15 protein-coding genes and 3 pseudogenes are annotated in these 15,827 nt (G+C 59.6%); 2 read left to right on the plus strand and 16 right to left on the minus strand.

All coding sequences use genetic code 11. From position 1 onward, the window contains the following. Nucleotides 1–83: 83 nt before the first annotated feature. The 13 genes from HQ843_RS04120 to HQ843_RS04180 all read right to left on the minus strand — a co-directional run bounded on the left by HQ843_RS04120 (nucleotide 84) and on the right by HQ843_RS04180 (nucleotide 12,217). Nucleotides 84–1,232: an alpha-hydroxy acid oxidase gene (locus HQ843_RS04120; protein ID WP_180899694.1), complete on the minus strand. Its 1,149-nt coding sequence runs from the start codon at nucleotides 1,230–1,232 to the stop codon at nucleotides 84–86. Further along, nucleotides 1,229–2,317, minus strand: coding sequence for a sugar phosphate isomerase/epimerase family protein (locus tag HQ843_RS04125; RefSeq protein WP_180899693.1), 1,089 nt, complete (start codon nucleotides 2,315–2,317; stop codon nucleotides 1,229–1,231). The genes HQ843_RS04120 and HQ843_RS04125 overlap by 4 nt, the downstream gene beginning before the upstream one ends. Further along, entirely contained in the window at nucleotides 2,317–3,087 is a 771-nt protein-coding gene (locus HQ843_RS04130) for an SDR family NAD(P)-dependent oxidoreductase (RefSeq protein WP_180899692.1), read from the minus strand. Before HQ843_RS04130 ends, HQ843_RS04125 begins: the two co-directional genes overlap by 1 nt. A gap of 42 nt (nucleotides 3,088–3,129) precedes the next feature. Further along, entirely contained in the window at nucleotides 3,130–3,789 is a 660-nt protein-coding gene (locus tag HQ843_RS04135; RefSeq protein ID WP_180899691.1) for a GntR family transcriptional regulator, read from the minus strand. A gap of 139 nt (nucleotides 3,790–3,928) precedes the next feature. Next, a complete protein-coding gene (locus HQ843_RS04140) occupies nucleotides 3,929–4,921 on the minus strand; it encodes a 2-hydroxyacid dehydrogenase (protein WP_180899690.1) in 993 nt (330 codons plus the stop codon). 12 nt (nucleotides 4,922–4,933) lie between these two features. Next, nucleotides 4,934–5,707: an amino acid ABC transporter ATP-binding protein gene (locus tag HQ843_RS04145; protein WP_180899689.1), complete on the minus strand. Its 774-nt coding sequence runs from the start codon at nucleotides 5,705–5,707 to the stop codon at nucleotides 4,934–4,936. Nucleotides 5,708–5,779: 72 nt separating this feature from the next. Further along, entirely contained in the window at nucleotides 5,780–6,592 is an 813-nt protein-coding gene (locus HQ843_RS04150; RefSeq protein ID WP_180899688.1) for a transporter substrate-binding domain-containing protein, read from the minus strand. A gap of 60 nt (nucleotides 6,593–6,652) precedes the next feature. Beyond that, nucleotides 6,653–7,294 (minus strand): amino acid ABC transporter permease, encoded by a 642-nt coding sequence (locus tag HQ843_RS04155; RefSeq protein ID WP_180899687.1) that lies wholly within the window; start codon nucleotides 7,292–7,294, stop codon nucleotides 6,653–6,655. Nucleotides 7,295–7,304: 10 nt separating this feature from the next. Continuing rightward, nucleotides 7,305–7,973 (minus strand): amino acid ABC transporter permease, encoded by a 669-nt coding sequence (locus HQ843_RS04160; protein ID WP_180899686.1) that lies wholly within the window; start codon nucleotides 7,971–7,973, stop codon nucleotides 7,305–7,307. A 461-nt stretch (nucleotides 7,974–8,434) separates the two neighbouring features. Continuing rightward, nucleotides 8,435–9,712 carry a TRAP transporter large permease gene (locus HQ843_RS04165; protein ID WP_180899685.1) on the minus strand — a complete coding sequence of 426 codons (1,278 nt, stop codon included), beginning with the start codon at nucleotides 9,710–9,712 and terminating at the stop codon, nucleotides 8,435–8,437. A gap of 2 nt (nucleotides 9,713–9,714) precedes the next feature. Further along, nucleotides 9,715–10,140 carry a TRAP transporter small permease gene (locus tag HQ843_RS04170; RefSeq protein ID WP_246710385.1) on the minus strand — a complete coding sequence of 142 codons (426 nt, stop codon included), beginning with the start codon at nucleotides 10,138–10,140 and terminating at the stop codon, nucleotides 9,715–9,717. A gap of 107 nt (nucleotides 10,141–10,247) precedes the next feature. After that, a complete protein-coding gene (locus HQ843_RS04175) occupies nucleotides 10,248–11,240 on the minus strand; it encodes a DctP family TRAP transporter solute-binding subunit (RefSeq protein ID WP_180899683.1) in 993 nt (330 codons plus the stop codon). 59 nt (nucleotides 11,241–11,299) lie between these two features. After that, entirely contained in the window at nucleotides 11,300–12,217 is a 918-nt protein-coding gene (locus HQ843_RS04180) for a dihydrodipicolinate synthase family protein (RefSeq protein WP_180899682.1), read from the minus strand. 221 nt (nucleotides 12,218–12,438) lie between these two features. Here HQ843_RS04180 and HQ843_RS04185 point away from each other — a divergent pair, with 221 nt between their 5' ends. Beyond that, nucleotides 12,439–13,185: an IclR family transcriptional regulator gene (locus HQ843_RS04185; RefSeq protein WP_180899681.1), complete on the plus strand. Its 747-nt coding sequence runs from the start codon at nucleotides 12,439–12,441 to the stop codon at nucleotides 13,183–13,185. Nucleotides 13,186–13,233: 48 nt separating this feature from the next. Here the strand turns inward: HQ843_RS04185 and HQ843_RS04190 are convergent. The 3 genes and pseudogenes from HQ843_RS04190 to HQ843_RS04200 all read right to left on the minus strand — a co-directional run. After that, nucleotides 13,234–13,492, minus strand: a pseudogene (locus HQ843_RS04190) (transposase); the annotation flags it as partial. Between the two features lie 277 nt (nucleotides 13,493–13,769). Continuing rightward, nucleotides 13,770–14,765 (minus strand): IS110 family RNA-guided transposase, encoded by a 996-nt coding sequence (locus HQ843_RS04195; RefSeq protein WP_180902330.1) that lies wholly within the window; start codon nucleotides 14,763–14,765, stop codon nucleotides 13,770–13,772. 168 nt (nucleotides 14,766–14,933) lie between these two features. Then, nucleotides 14,934–15,140, minus strand: a pseudogene (locus HQ843_RS04200) (IS110 family transposase); the annotation flags it as partial. A gap of 92 nt (nucleotides 15,141–15,232) precedes the next feature. Between HQ843_RS04200 and HQ843_RS04205 the strand changes: the two are divergent. Then, a pseudogene (locus tag HQ843_RS04205) lies at nucleotides 15,233–15,795 on the plus strand (winged helix-turn-helix domain-containing protein); the annotation flags it as partial. Nucleotides 15,796–15,827: the final 32 nt, after the last annotated feature.

The following is a 15,827-nucleotide window of genomic DNA, read 5'->3' on the forward strand; positions in this document are numbered from 1 at the left end:
CGGCAGGGATGAACGCGTTTGTGAGCCAGATAGGCGCGCAAGGCCTCGGGTCACGACCGGTCACCGCATTTTAACCTCCTTGCTCAAGCATGACGCCGAAGTACTCGATCACGGTGCTCGAACAGTTCGTTGAAGTTGCGGACCCCGATATGCCCGATGGCAACATCCATTTCGACACGCATCAGTTCGAGCAGGGTTTCCACCCCGCGCTGTCCATCGGCGGCAACGGCATAGGCGTAGCTGCGCCCCAGCAACACGCCTTTTGCGCCAAGGGCCATGGCCTTCACGACATGGCCGCCACGACGCACACCACCGTCGAACAGAACGTCGAGTTTGTCTCCCACTTCGCCGACAACTTCCGGAAGCACCGAGATGGACGAACGAGCGCCATCGAGCTGGCGCCCCCCGTGATTGGATACGATAATCGCATCGACCCCGAGCCGCGCGCATTGGGCGGCGTCCTCGAGGCTCAGAATGCCTTTTATGATCAGCTTGCCCTTCCATCGCTCGCGGAACCGGGCAACATCGTCCCAGGTCATCGATGAATCGATGAGATGGCCGAGCTTCGCCGCCTGTTCCAAGGCGTTTGTGCCATATTCCGGATAGTCGGAAAGATTGTTGATGCGGATCGGTCCGGCCATCAGTGCACCCGCCACCCAACGCGGTTTGCGCATGAGCTTCAGAGCAAGTCCGGGTGTCAGCTTCGTCAATGTGCGAAAGCCATTGCGTGTGTCCTTTTCGCGGACACTCTTGACCTGGCTATCGACAGTGATGACGAGAGCTTCGACACCGATGCTCTGCGCACGGCGCAGCAGATTTTCGGACAGATCCCTGTCCTTGAGAACGTAGAGCTGGAACCAGAGCGGGCCATCCGTCGCATCGCGCAACGCCTCCATCGATACGATGCCGAAATTGGAAAGACAAAAGGGGATGCCTGCGTTATGGGCGGCCCTGGCCGCCTTTATCTCGGCGTTAGGCGCAAAGAGCCCGGCAAAGCCGACGGGACCGAGAATGAGAGGGGACGGACGCCCGGTGCCGAGATAGCGCGTGGAGAGATGGCGGTCAGCTACATCGACGAGCACCCGCTGCTCCAGTGTCCATTTCTCGAAGTCGTCGATATTCGCCCTTGCCGTTGTTTCGCTGAAGGCGGCGCCATCGATGAAGTCGAAGAAGATTTTCGGGAGTCGGCGTCTGGCTGCGTCGCGGGCGTCTTCCCAATTGGCGAGATTCACTTTGTCCTCGCAGCAATTCGCGGCGCGCCATCAGGGCGTGCGACGTCGAGAGAAATACTCTTGAGAACCCGCTGGATATAGCGACCGTTTTCCGCGGAAACCGAAAGTCCGTCCCCGCCGTAGTTCTCGCACAGAAATGCCCCTTGAAAGCCGTGCGCGACGGCGAAAGAGATGGCTTTGCGATAGTCAATAAAGCCGCTTTCCATCGGAGTCGGCGTCGTCAGATATAGGTTATTTTCTGGAAACTCGACGCGGCTATAATTCTTCACATGCCAGTAGTTGGCGTAGGGAAAGGTCTTGATGGCCATGGATTCCCACGGCTCGATGGGCATTTGCGCGCGAACGAGATTGCCGAGATCAGGGTTGAGACCCACATTGTCGCGATCAATGTCCTGCAGAAAGGCAACGGCACTATCGGCAGAGCACAGAAATGTCCCCTCGTAAAGCTCGAGTGAAATCTGCACACCGACCGAAGCTGCATGATCAGCCAGTTCGCGATAGCCGGCCACCGCCCGGTTCCAGACCTCACGGTCATCCGGATTATGGTGGGTCGGCATGGTCCAAAACCAGGTTGCATCCAGTTGCCCTGGCTGCAGCGCCTCGTGCAATCCCAGGCAGATAAGCGGTGACCCGACCGCTGCCGCGCCATCGATCGCGGCATGGGAGATCGCCATATTCTCCTGCTCACGCCCCTCCTCAATGATGCTTCGACGCACCACGGAAGTTGCGCAAACCGACAATCCGACCTGAGCCAGAACCGATTTCAGGTCTTCGTGCTCATGTCGATCGAGTTCTCCGATTGACAACCAGGCACTGGGAATCTCCACAGAATTGAAGCCTTCAGCCGCGATAATGGCCAAATCCCGAAGCCAACGTTCCGGCCCCGCAACGCGCATGGATTTGCCTCCGGCGGTAGTTGAAGGGAACTGCAGCATGGCAGCCGCGATCGGCCAATTCTCGGGCGCGTACGGTAGGGCGAGCGGCAGGTCCACCGCGGATAGCGTCGCCGCCGCCTGCCACCGATCAACCCCTTGCGGACCTGCTCCTGGCGGATTGAAGATATCGATTTTGCGATGTTTGAGCATTATCCGATCCTCGCCCCGCCGTTGATATTGAGCGTTGCTCCGGTGATGTAGCCGGCTTCCGGGCCGATCAGGAATTCGACAAGGGCCGAAACTTCGTCAACGCGGCCAAGCCGTCCGACCGGCAGGCGGCTGGTGAAGTATTCGAGCCGGTCCGGCGTAATCGTTCCGCCCATGATATCGGTATCGATAATCGCGGGGGCGATCGCATTCGCGGTCACGCCGGTATTCGCGACTTCAAGTGCCAGACCGCGCGTCATGCCTTCGATGGCGGCCTTGGACGCGGCGTAGGCGGCCGCGCTGAATGTCCCGCCGCCGCTTTGGGCCGCCGTCGAAGACAGGCTGACGACCCGCCCTATTCCGCGTTCGACCATTCCGGCGAGGAACCGCTTCGTGACAAGAAAGGTTCCCGTGGCATTGATCTTGAGAACCCGCTCCCATCGAGCAAGGTCTGTGTCCGAGAAAGACGTCGAATCGCTGATACCCGCGATGTTGACAACCGCCAGAACCGGAGGCAAAGCGCGCTCAAACGCGCTACCCGCATCGTCGACGGCAGCGGCATCGGAGATGTCGGTCTCGACGGCGACTACCTTGATGTCATATTTCTGCTGGAGTGTATCCGCCAAATCTTTGGCAAGAGAAACGTCCCGGTCGATCAACCCGAGATTCCAACCCTTCTCACCGAGACGTTGAGCAAGATTTCGGCCGATGCCGCGGGGAGACCCGGCACCAGTGATGATCGCTGTTTTGTTGGCGGGATATTGATTTGTCATGAGCGTTCCTGTGATTGTTCGGTACTGGAGCGGCGCGTCCTGTTAGTCTGTCAGGTCCAGTTCGGAACGCCGTTCGACATTGTTGATATGCTTTTCCATAGCGCGTTCGGCGACAGCCCTATCGCCGGTCCGAAGCGCCGCGAGAATTTCCTCGTGCTCCTCAAGCGCGTTGCGATCGTCCGATATTCCGGCTTGGGCTGACTGGCGTATACGGTGCAACTGCGCCGACAGTGCCTGAGACATGACCCGAATGAAGCGGTTGCCAGTGTTCTCAAAAATGGTGTGGTGAAACCGTAAGTCGGCCACCATAACCTGCCATGCGAGGTCCTCGCCTCCCTCATCTTTCTGAGACTGATAGGCCTCAACGGCTTTTCGTTGCGTATCCAGCGCCTTCTCGAGATCCGCGAGGAAGGCGGCACAGCCGTTTTCGCAAGCCCGCCCGATTGCCGCCACCTCGATAAGACGCCTGGCATCCATCAGTTCGGCAAGTTGTTTGCGATCGAGAGGAGGCGCGATGGTGTATCCCCGCCGAGCCTCATGCTGTACCAAGCCCGTGGTCGCCAACCTCGCAAGCGCCTCGCGTACGGGAGTGGGAGACACATCCAGCGTCTTGGCCAGAAGATCGATCCTCAGGACGGATCCGCGTTTCAGCACTCCCTGCACAAGCATCTGAAGCAGCGCGTGATAAACATGCTCGGTCAAACCCTGGCTCTTTGCCAGAGGGCGCGATGGGTATTCTATAGGCGTGTCTTCCATGGTTGATCCAAGTTTTGGTCGTAGAAGCGGTCAGGTAAGCTAAAAAAAAACATCTCGACTGCCAGGTTATTTCGGGTGCGAAGGTTTACGGGCTGGCGTCGGTTGCAGTTTGCCGGCGAATATTCGTCGTTTCGGCAACGGGGGTGCGCGGCCAGCCTTCCGAAAACCAGGCGATCACGTTATCGGCGCACAAAGTGGCCATTGCCGCACGTGTGTATTCCGTCGCCGAACCAACATGCGGTGCAAGCGAAACATTGGCCAGATCGAGAAGCGCTTTGGGCACATTTGGCTCGTTGGCATAGACGTCAAGGCCAGCTGCGGCGATCGTACCGCGCTGAAGCGCCAGGATTAACGCATCCTGATCGACGGTGGCGCCTCGACCGATATTCACGAAAACACCGTTCTGCCCCAAAGCCGTCAGCACTGCTGCGTTAACGGATTTGGCTGTCTCAGGCGTGCTGGGAGCGACGGAGATGATCGTGTCGACGGCTTCAGCCAGTTCCAAAAGCGACGCATGGTATTGATAGGACACGCCCTCAACCGGATTGCGGTTGTGATAGCGGATTTCGACCCCGAAGCCTTCAAGTCGCCTCGCAACCGCCTGACCGACACGCCCCAGGCCATAGATTCCCACTCGCCGTTCACGAAGAGTGAGCCTGGTCAATGGATAGGGGCCCTTGTCCGCCCAGTGGCCGGCGCGCAGCCATTGCTCTGCCTGCGGAAGCTGACGGATGGCGTTGATCAACAGGCCGACAGCGAGATCGGCCACATCCTCGTTGAGGACGCCCGGTGTGTTGGTGACCACGATGCCGCGCGAAGCCGCATGTACCGCATCCACACTGTCGTAGCCCACTCCGAAATGAGCGATGATTTCAAGATTGGGAAAAAGATCGATGGTGGCGGCGTCCATGGGGATAATGGCGGCAATACCGCGCACCTGCCGGGCAAGTTCGGCAGGAACCGCAGAAAAGCCCGCTTCGATGTAAGAGACGTCGAAAATAGGCCGCAGGCGGTCTAGCGTAATCGGATTGATTGCACCGGGAATGAGAATCGGGACGGATTTAAGGGACTTGGGCATGATGGACCTGTCTCAGTGATGCGCCAGAATTTCGCCTAGGAAGCTTTTGGTCCTGCTGTGTTTCGGGTTCGCGAAGAATTCCTCCGGGGGCGCTTCCTCAACGATTCCGCCATCGGCCATGAAGATCACGCGGTCGGCGACGCGCCGCGCGAACCCCATTTCGTGCGTGACACAAATCATGGTCATGCCATCCCCGGCCAACGAGATCATTGTGTCGAGCACCTCCTTGACCATTTCCGGATCGAGCGCGCTTGTCGGCTCGTCGAACAGCATGACCTTGGGCTCCATGCAGAGCGCACGGGCGATCGCAACGCGCTGCTGCTGCCCGCCGGAAAGATGCGCCGGATATTTGAGCGCCTGCTCACCGATATGAACCCGCTCTAGATATTTCATGGCCGTCTCTCTGGCGACATCGGAACTCACGCCACGCACCTTCATGGGCGCCAGCGTACAGTTCTGAAGAACCGTGAGATGCGGGAACAGATTGAAACCCTGGAACACCATCCCGACCTCACGACGCACCGACGCGATGGCGTCGCCCCGATCCGTCAATTCGATCCCGTCGACAGTGATGGCTCCTTTCTCAAACGGCTCAAGCCTGTTGATACAACGAATGAGGGTAGATTTTCCCGATCCGGAAGGACCACACAGCACAATCCGCTCACCTTCATCGACCGTCAGATTGATATCCTTGAGCGCATGGAACTGACCATACCATTTGTTGATACCACGCAATTCGATGAATGGAGTACCGGTCGAATGCGCTGAGTTTAATGGTGAAGACATGAGGAAATCCCAGGTTCCTTTTGGTGGCACCGGTCTTCACCGGTGCCACTGACTAGTTTTTTGTACCGGATGTCATTCTGCTGTCCACGACACACCTTCGATAGGAGTCGTCATTTCCGGCAATTTCATCTTGAACCACTTTTGGTAGAGTTCATCGAGTTTGCCGTTCTCGGTAACCTCATCAAGGAATGAATTGATCGTTGCATTCCACTTGATGTCGCCGAGACGCGTACCTGCTCCGATGTACAGTGAACCGGTCGAGAACTTGTTCTCAAACTTGCCCGGAGCCTGCTGGTTAAGGCGATCTGCGTAGAACATGCTGCCGCCGATGGCATCGACCTGGCCGGAGAGCAGCGCCTGGATATTCGAGGAGTCATCATCGAAACGCAGAATCTCGGAATCCTTGGCCATGGCCGTGAGCTGAAGATCCATAATCGCCCCGCGCGGCACGCCAATCGTCTTGCCTGCCAGATCATCTATGCCGGTGACCTGCATATCCGCAGGCGCCAGCACATAGAATGGCTGTTCGGCATAAGGCTTCGAGTACTGAAGCGCTTTCGCCCGCTCCGCGGTCATCGAAAGCGTGGCGAAGATAACATCGACACGCCCCGTTTGAAGAGCCGCGATCCGGTTTTGGTTGGTCACGATCATGAGCTCGACGGGTTCATTGATGAACTCACCAAGAAGGGTCGCCACACCTGCATCATATCCGTCATTTCGACCCTGAGAGTCGAGGAAACCATATGGCGGGTTGTCGCCCTGAATGCCGACGATAACTTTGCCACGGCTCTCGATGTTTTCCAAAGTCTGGGCAGTGGCAGCGGTGGCCGTGAATGCGAGGCCGGCAGCGGCCATCGCGACAATCGACTTGAGTAATTTATTCAACATTTTCTCCTCTCCAAGTTAGGCGCAGGCTTTTCCTCCCCGGCTTCCTGCCGGTTCGTTCTATCGTGTTGCCATCGCCATTTTTCGTTCGAGCCGGGCGCCATAAAGCGACAACGGCCAGCACAGAACAAAGTAGCCCAGCCCAACGACGCCAAAGACGAGTAGAGGCTGAAAGATCTGATTGGAAACGATCTGCCCTGCACGCGTCAGCTCGACGAACCCGACAATAGCTGCCAGCGACGTGCCCTTGAGTAGCTGCACCAGAAAGCCGATCGTGGCGGGCAGCGAAATCTTCAAGGCCTGAGGCAGTATCACGTAACGCATGCGCGACACATAAGGAATACCAAGTGCGTTGGCGGCCTCGAACTGCCCCTTGGGCAACGCCATGATGCCACCCCTCCAGATATCGCCGAGGAAGGCGCTTGCATGCGCGGTAAAAGCGATACTGACCGCGATCCAGGGGTCGATATTGAACTGCAAAAGAGCCAAGCCGTAATAGACCACGAACAATTGCATGAGCAGCGGCGTGCCTTGGAAGAAAGCTGTATAGGCAGTCGTCAGACGCATCAGGAAAGCGCTGCCGGACGTGCGGGCCAGCGCGACAAGCAAGCCAATCACCGCTCCTCCGGCGAAGCCGATAAGCGTCAACAAGACCGTCCACTTAAGTCCCTGCAACAAAAAGAGGAATTCAGGTTTTCCCATTTCGAACTCCTTACCTTGCCGGATAGTCCAGGAACTGTTTTCCCAGAAATTTGAGAAGCACCATGATGGTCCAGGCGATCAGCAGATAGATGAACGTGATCGTGAAATAGACCTCAAAGCTTCTGAAGGATTCAGCCTCGATGCGGCCGGCCACCGACGTCAGTTCGAACGCGGCGATCGAGGAACAAACACTCGATGTGAGGGTCAGCAATATCGCCTGCGCGGCCAGCGCAGGATAGATCGCCCTGACCGCCGGCTTGAGGACGATATACCGAAATGTCTGCGCGCCCGAGAGACCAAGGGCGTAGCCGGCTTCGCGCTGGCCCTTCGGTATGGCCTCAACGCCGCCGCGGATAATCTCGATGGCGTAAGCGCCGCCATTGATGGCCAGCGCAATGATTGCGGTGATCGTGGGATTGAGACGAACCCCCAGATATGGGAGCGCGAAAAAGAGAAAGAACACCTGCACCAGAAACGGAGTATTGCGAATGACTTCCACAAAAACCCGGGTCGGTACCGACAGGAGCAAGGACTTCGACTGACGGGTGATCACCCCCAGCACGCCGATAACCAGCGCCAGTGCCATTCCGGCCACCGAGAGCATGACGGTCCCTGCCGCGCCCCACAACAGCTCAGACATACGATCCACGACCACTGTGAAATCAAGCGAATACATCATGCACCCAGCCAATCATCATCGGCGCGCCCTGATTTGGAGAACCAGGATTTCCGCGCCAGCGATCGCTTGTCGCGACCGCCTTCGTTTGAATATCAAATATATTCTATATTTAGGAATGTCAACGACGAAAGCGCCAGCTGTGTTCAGGCGGCATATGCTCTTGCCAGCCACGACCCCAGGGCTATGGGCATCGAGGCTTGCACCCACTAGCTCTCCCGCCTGCAGGAGAGATGCCCCGAAAGGGGCAGTGAGGGTGATCCAGCATTTCCGCTCGCGAGGACGTTCGAGGGGATCGTCTCCCCCCTTCACTCCCCCTTTCGGGGTATCTTTCCCCTCCGGGGCGAGAAGACTTGGGAGTTATTCGGCAAAGCCATATGCTCTTGCCGGCCGCGACCCGAAGGCGCTGCCCGACAGGGGCGGCACCGATAAAGACCGGCCCGGCCCCGCACGGTACCCTGCCGTCATCGCAGGAGATCGGGTATGCCGGTGGAAATCGCCGGAAGGGTGGCGATCAGCAGACCGACGATCAGCAGCGGCGCCATGAACATCATGGTGCCGCGGATGACCCGGCCCACGGGAATGTCGGCGGCCCGGCTCAACACGAACAGCACCAGCCCCACCGGCGGGGTAATCAGCCCCAGCATCAGCGTGAAGACCACGATCATGCCGAGATGGGTCCTGTCCATGCCAACGGCATCCGCCACCGGCAGGAACACCGGCACGAGAATCACCATCGCCGCGCCGGCCTCCATGAACGTGCCGACGACGAGCAGCGCAACGAAGATCAAAAGTCCGAACTCCAGCGGCCTGTCGACCATGCCCGATAGCAACATCGCCGCCTTCTGCGGCACGCCCTCGCTGGCGAGGATCCAGGAAAAGGTCGCGGCAGTTGCCAGGATCAGCATCACCGTGGCGGTCGTCTCCGCTGTATCCCGCAACACTGACCACAGCGTCTTGAACGTCAAGCCATGATAGACCAGACCTGCCAGCACCAGGGCGTAGCCAATCACGATCACCGCGCTTTCGGTCGGCGTGACGATACCCAGGGTGATGCCGCCGACCAGGAGCACCGGCGTCAGCATCGCCGGCAGCGCCGGCACGGCTTCACGGAGCACGGCCCGCAGGCTGAAGCTCTCAGTCACCGGATACCCCCTTCGCCGGGCAAAGAAAAAGGTCATTACCATCAAGCCCGCCGCCATCAGCACTCCCGGCAGGATCCCGGCCAGGAACAAATCCCTGACCGAGACCGAGGACAGGACGGCGAATACCAGCATCGGAATCGACGGTGGAATGATCGGACCGATGGTCGAGGAAGTGCTGGTGATACCGGCGGCAAAATCCGCGTCATACCCCTGCCGGATCATCTCCTTTGCCTGCACCGCTCCCAGCCCGCCGGCATCCGCTACCGCCGAGCCGGACATGCCGGCGAAAATCAGCGACGAGAAGATGTTAACCTGCCCCAGCCCGCCGGGAAGATGGCCGACGGCGGTTCGGGCAAACAGAAAGATACGTTCGGTGATGCCGCTGACGTTCATCAGGTTCCCGGCAAGGATGAAAAACGGGATCGCCAGCAATGTGAAGCTGTCTATGCCCTCGACCATCGTCTTGGCCAGGATCAGGTCCGGTAGCCTTGGCGCCAGTATCAGGTACAGCGCCGAGCCGAGACCGAAGGAAGCGGCGATTGGAACACCGCAAAGCAACAACACGACGATAGCCGCGAACATGATCGAGACCAGCATGATCAGCGCCCGCCGTCGCGGCTGGTGGCGTGGCCGCGCAGCAGGCGATAAAGGATCTGCCCGCAACGCAGCGCCGACATCGCCGCTCCGAGGGTAACGAGTCCGTAGAGATAGCCGCGCGGCAGATCCAGGGTGACGAGGCTACGCCGCATCGAGATCTGCGCCATCTCCCAGGCGGTCCATGTGACCAGTATATAAAACACCACATCGGCCAACACGGCGAATTCTCCGATCCGGCGCGCCAGACGCGCTGGCAGCATATCGACGATGAAGTCCAGCGCCATGTGGGTACTCCGCCGCGACGCGATGGCCGCGGCAAAGAAGACCAGCGCGATCAACTCGACGCGCGCGAGTTCCTCGGTCCAGCCCAGGGCATTGCCCAGGACGTAACGCGCAAATACCTGCAGTGCGACGGTCAAAACCAGCATCAGGGTCAATGCGACACTGATGACATCCTCCGGGAAGACACTACGCCAAGTCCGGCTAGCGGCCCTGCCGCCGCCCTCTGTGATCCGTGGAGCGCACATTGCAATCCTCACTGGTTCAGCGATTCGAGCGCGTCGAATTGCGCCTTGCTCCACCCCCGCGCGTCACTGGTATTGAAGTCATGCACCGTCGCAGCGAAGGCGGGAATATCGACGTCGCGAACGACCTCGGTCCCGTGCTCTTGCAGCGTCTTCAGCAAATCGGCGGTCCGCTCCCGCGCATCCGCCGTGATCGACTTGCTGACCTCGTCGCCAATCCCGGCGATCGTCGCCCGATCCGCGTCGCTCAGCCGGTCCCAGGCCGCGCCCGACAGAATCAGGTAGGCCGGTTCCATCATATGATGGGTGAGGTTCACGTATTTCTGCACCTCGTAGAACTTCATGCTATAGATCGTGTCGATCGGGTTCTCCTCGGCATCCACGACGCCCTGCTGCAGCGCCAGATAGACCTCGGCGAAGGCGACGGGCGTGGGGTTGGCCCCCACCGCAAGCGGCATCGCGGTGAACATCTCGGCATCCGGCACCCGGATCTTCATACCCTTCATATCCGCGGGTTCGCGCACCGGCGTGTTCGAGGTGACATTGCGAAAACCGGTCGTGAAAGCTCCGACGATATGGTTACCGGTGGCCTCGTCAAAGCCTTCGTTCATCTCGTTGTAGAGATCGCTGCCGATGAACTTGTCGAAATGCGCCTCGGATTGAAAGGCATAGGGTGCAGCGGTCAACGACATCGGCTTGTAATACTGACTGGTGTAGCTGGCTCCGGCGAAGGCAATGTCAACCGAGCCCAGCGACAACCCCTCAAGGTTCGAATCCATGCCGCCCAGCGCTCCGGCCGGCACCACGTTGATGATGACACGACCATCGGTCTCGTCAGCGACCCGTGTGGCAAAGGCCTCCGCCCCGACAAAGGCGCTGTGACCCGGCTGGAATATATGCGCGAAAGTCAGTTCGGTCGGCCGCGCCATCACCGGCATGGCTGTCGTTGCAACCAGTACCGCCGCGACGCAGCCGGTCAGACCGAAAGGTTTGTATATGGTCATTTTATTCTCCTCCCTTGATGATGCGCCTCGCGTGGGCGAATAACGCGTGAGTTCGCCGCTTAAATGCCGAGCGCTCCCTCCCCGCGCTTCAACGCCGCAGCGATCCGCTCGCGCTGCTCCTCGGACACGTCGTAGAATGGCGCGCGGCATTTGCCGACCTTGCGCCCCTGCAAATTGATCGCCGCCTTGACCCCGGCCGGCCAGTTCAGGGTGGTGATCTGGTTCGACACATCGGTGATAGCCTGGTTCAAACGGCGCGCCCGGGGAAGATCGCCTGCCTGCACCGCGTCCCAGAGCTCGAGGCAATGCTGCGGCATCACCGCTGCCGCGCCCGATACCGAGCCCACGGCCCCGACGGCAAGGCCGGGATAGAGCATCCAGTCATGCGCCCAGGTGATCGCGATCTTGTCGGCCACCGTGTCCAGCAGTTCGGTCATCCAGATCAGCGAGCTCCCAACGCTTTCCTTCGCGCCGAACAGTCCGGTCTCATGCTGATTTTCGGCCATCCGGCGCATCAGGCCGGGCGTCACGGGGTTCCCGGCGACGACGTTGTAGGTCATGATCGGCAGACCGGTTTCGCGATGGATCGTCGCGAAATAGGCATAGAGATCGTCCTCGCGGTTGGATTGCGCGATCGGTGGCGTCACCATCAGCGCCTGCGCCCCGGCCGCTGCCGCTGCCTTGGCGCTGCGTATCGCTTTGCGGGTCGTTGTCGTGATGATTCCAGCCATCACCGGCACGCGACCGGCGGCGACATCCTGCGCCGCGTCGACCAGTTGGCCGACTTCCTCGGCCTCCAGCGCATAGCCCTCCCCAGTGCTGCCACCGATGCAGACACCGGTAAATCCCTTGTGGCCGATGTAGAAATCGACCTCGTTGCGGAAAGCGGCGAGATCGAGATCCTCGCTGGCATCGAACGGGGAGACGAGTGGTGGAAACATTCCCGTCATGTCGTCCTTGGTCAATAGTCTGGGCACGGATGTCTCCTCAAATCAGGTTTTTACTGCTTTTTGATACCATATGTCTGTATTGCGGACAATACGTTTTTAATAATGTTCAAGTTGACATGGTTTTTCACACTCCCTAAGAGTGTAGACGCGCTTCTTCGCTTCAACAGAAGATCTGCATTTTCGCCAATCTGCCCGACAATGAGGGGCAGATCGCAAGGGAGCCGATTCCAGGCATGGCCGATGGAAACGTGAACAGCTTGGTCAAGATGATGGCGGTGCTCAACTGCTTCACCCTTGTCCATGCCAAGCTGTCGGCCGCCGAGATCGCGCATCGCACTCGCATACCCCGCCCCACTGTCCACCGCCTCGTCGCGACCATGGTGAACCTCGGTCTGCTCGATCAGGTGCGCCGGCGCGATCATTACACGCTGGGAACCACCGTCCTGGGCCTTGGTGTCACGATGCTGGCGAACCTCGACCTGAACCATGTCGCCCGCGTGCATGTTGAAGCCCTTAAGGCTGCTACCGGCGAGACCGTCCATCTGGCGGTGTTCGACGGCACCAACTCGATCGTGGTCAACAGCGGAAACAGCCAGGCTGTCGAGGCGCTACAGACCTATGTGCTCAAAACCACGCCGGCGAATGCTTGCTCGACCGGCAAAGCAGCCTTGGCATTCCAGCCGGCCGAGACCATCGACCGCTTCCTCGCTTCGGGACTGCGCAAGGTCGCTCCGAAGACGATCTCGGATCCCCGGTTGCTCCGGGAGGAACTCGCTCTTTGCCACAAGAGGGGCTACGCCATCGACGACGAGGAATCCGAGCCGGGTGTGCGTTGCGTCGGGGTCCCGATCCGAAACGCCTCGGGCAGGGTCTTCGCGGCCCTTAGCGTCAGCGGGCGCAAGTCCGAGATGGACGACGCGCGGATCCGGTCGCTCACTGACCTAGTCCTCCACTATGCCGAGGCGATCTCGATCGATCTCGGCTACGAGGTCTGAGCGTGTGGGTGATAGTCGGCACGTTCTCTTAGAACCGGATTCAAAAGTTCATGAAGGGAAACAATATCGGGCGAGGCGTCCGGGTCATCACCCTGATGCTGGCGATGTTGATGCATGCTGTGGCGCTTGCGATGGACTTTTCCCAATCTTTGGCCAGTCGACGGCATCGTCCGAACCAGCCGAAGATACGCTCGACCACCCATCGGCGGGGCAGAACCTCAAAGCCTTTCGCTATGTCGGAGCGCTTGATGATCTCAAGGTTCCATTGGCCACATTCCCGCAGCGCTTTTCGCAACTTCTGCCCGGCTGTCATATGTGGAACGACCCGCTTGGCAAGGGCTTTTTCAGACAGTTGATCACGCGGGAACGGTGCGGTCATATGTTCGGCCTTTCAGCGCGGCGATTAACCGCTGGCCTCGATGAGATCCGCGATGCGAGCGGCTAATCAACGGCACGCGCTTTGAGCGCGTTGACACAAGCGGCCTCTCTCGCCTCGGGATTTCGTCCCATGGAATCATCGTCTGCTTTTGCACCTCACCTCTGCCGGCTACCGCGCCGGCAGTTCATTTTGGCCGACTTCCGGTTCAAGCATTCGCGACGCTATCTACCGGTGCCATGCCTCGATATATCCCGCCCTTGGTCAGAAGTGCCCATATGACCCGGGCCGTCTTGTTTGCGAGCGCGACGGCCACGACCTTGTAGGGCCGTCGGGTCAGAAGCGCGCTCAGCCATTTCGGCGCTTTATCGTTGCCTCGGACGCGTCGCAGGACAGAGCTCGCGCCGAGGACGAGCAAGGAGCGGAGCTCGGGATTGCCCATCTTTGATATTCCTCCCAACCTCTCTTTGCCACCGCTCGAATGGGATCTCGGCGTTAATCCCAGCCAGGCTGCGAAGTGGCGAGCGGATTTGAACCCGCCGGGATCTGGAACAAGCGCCTTGATTGACGCCGCCGTGATCGGGCCGACGCCTGGTATAGTGGCCAGACGTCGCATATCCTCATCGCGCTTCGCTTCGGCGACAATCTCCCGTTCGAGCTTCACGATCTGCGCGAACAACGCCTCGATCTGATCGGCGAGGGTGGACAGAGCGAAGCGCGCAGTCTTCGGCAGGCGAGCATCGGTCGCATCACGCACGATGTCGATTAGGCCGGAAACCTTCGTTGTGCCGATGGCGGTGATGATACCCAATTCCGACAGATGAGCGCGTAGCGCATTAATCGCCTGGGTTTGTTGGCGGACCAGAAGGCTGCGCGTTTTTAACACCATCGCTGCCGCCTGTTGCTCCGCCGATTTGATGGGGACGAAGCGCATGGTTTTGCGCGTCACGGCCTCGCTGATCGCCTCGGCATCAGCGGCATCAGCGGCATCAGTCTTACCGCACTTCACGAAGGGCTTGACATAGACCGGTGGGATCACGCGAACGTCATGTCCAAGTGCTGCGATCTGGCGAGCCCAGTAGTGCGAACTGCCACAGGCCTCGAGGCCGACCAGACACGAAGGCTGCTTCGCGAAGAACCGCAGCACTTCAGCGCGGCGGAGCTTGCGGTTGAAGACTGGAGACCCCTCCAGGGGCCGATGCAGTGTATTAAGCGCGGTCCTTGATCCGCATCCAACTGTCTCGCATTCGTCCTTCCCGGTCCGGTCGCTTTACCTCATGGATGCTGAGGATTTGCCTGCGAACGAACTTCTCGATCTCGGTTTCTAAAAAGCTTTTCCGCCGGGCACTGCGCGGAAATGATCCTCCCTTTTCTAGAGCCCAAGCAGCAGCACCGCCAGTTTGCGGGCGACCGCCGTCCGTGCACGCTTGGGACCCAGCCGCCTGGCCAGCCTCAACCCCCAGCTTCGCAGAGCGGACGGTGCGGTCACTGTCGTCAGCAGGCAGCCCGCCGCCTCATACAGATAGTGCCGCAACATCTCGTCGCCCTGCCTGGAGATCGAGCCTGTCACATCCCGATCGCCGGACTGATACCAACGGCCTTAAATTCTGACTCCGTCTGGGTTTCCTTCAGGCTGAGGCCCTGATTCACTGGCGTCGAAACATGGAGGTTTTGATGGCAGTGGAGATTACCCGGGTGGAGCATTCGCCAGCGTCGCTTCGCGCGGCAGCGGCGAGACGTTGCGATGCGAAGGCGGCGCGGCGCATGCTTGCGATCGCACTGGTCATGGAAGGCGTGGACCGCCGGTCGGCGGCGGAGACCTGCGGTATGGATCGCCAGACCCTTCGCGACCGGATTCATCGTTACAACGAAGAAGGATTGGACGGCCTGTCAAACCGGCGCTCGACCGGCCGGAGGTCACGGCTGGGAGCCGAGCAGAAAGCCGAACTGGCGAGAATGGTCCGCGAGGGGCCTGATCCTGAAGTGGATGGCGTCGTGCGCTGGCGGCGTATCGACCTGCAGCGCAAGATCGAGGACTGCTTCGGCGTCGTCATGCACGAGCGGACGGTCGGCAAGCAACTGGCTTCACTCGGCTTCCGGCGGCTCTCGGTCCGACCGCGCCATCCGAAATCCGACCCTGCGGCGCAGGAGACGTTCAAACAAACTTTTCCGCCACGGTAGCCGCCGCTCTGCCCGATGCCGCACGCGGCAAAACTCTGGAAGTCTGGTTCCAGATGCTATGAGGGCGAACACCAGCGGCCTCTCG

The organism is Martelella sp. NC20, assembly GCF_013459645.1.
Lineage (GTDB): Bacteria > Pseudomonadota > Alphaproteobacteria > Rhizobiales > Rhizobiaceae > Martelella.

What these genes read in the sequence shown, in the direction of transcription:
- HQ843_RS04125 (WP_180899693.1), bottom strand. Translation starts at nt 2,317, where the DNA reads ATGCTCAAACATCGCAAAATCGATATCTTCAATCCGCCAGGAGCAGGT.
- HQ843_RS04130 (WP_180899692.1), bottom strand. Translation starts at nt 3,087, where the DNA reads ATGACAAATCAATATCCCGCCAACAAAACAGCGATCATCACTGGTGCC.
- HQ843_RS04140 (WP_180899690.1), bottom strand. Translation starts at nt 4,921, where the DNA reads ATGCCCAAGTCCCTTAAATCCGTCCCGATTCTCATTCCCGGTGCAATC.
- HQ843_RS04145 (WP_180899689.1), bottom strand. Translation starts at nt 5,707, where the DNA reads ATGTCTTCACCATTAAACTCAGCGCATTCGACCGGTACTCCATTCATC.
- HQ843_RS04155 (WP_180899687.1), bottom strand. Translation starts at nt 7,294, where the DNA reads ATGGGAAAACCTGAATTCCTCTTTTTGTTGCAGGGACTTAAGTGGACG.
- HQ843_RS04160 (WP_180899686.1), bottom strand. Translation starts at nt 7,973, where the DNA reads ATGATGTATTCGCTTGATTTCACAGTGGTCGTGGATCGTATGTCTGAG.
- HQ843_RS04165 (WP_180899685.1), bottom strand. Translation starts at nt 9,712, where the DNA reads ATGCTGGTCTCGATCATGTTCGCGGCTATCGTCGTGTTGTTGCTTTGC.
- HQ843_RS04170 (WP_246710385.1), bottom strand. Translation starts at nt 10,140, where the DNA reads ATGCTGGTTTTGACCGTCGCACTGCAGGTATTTGCGCGTTACGTCCTG.
- HQ843_RS04175 (WP_180899683.1), bottom strand. Translation starts at nt 11,240, where the DNA reads ATGACCATATACAAACCTTTCGGTCTGACCGGCTGCGTCGCGGCGGTA.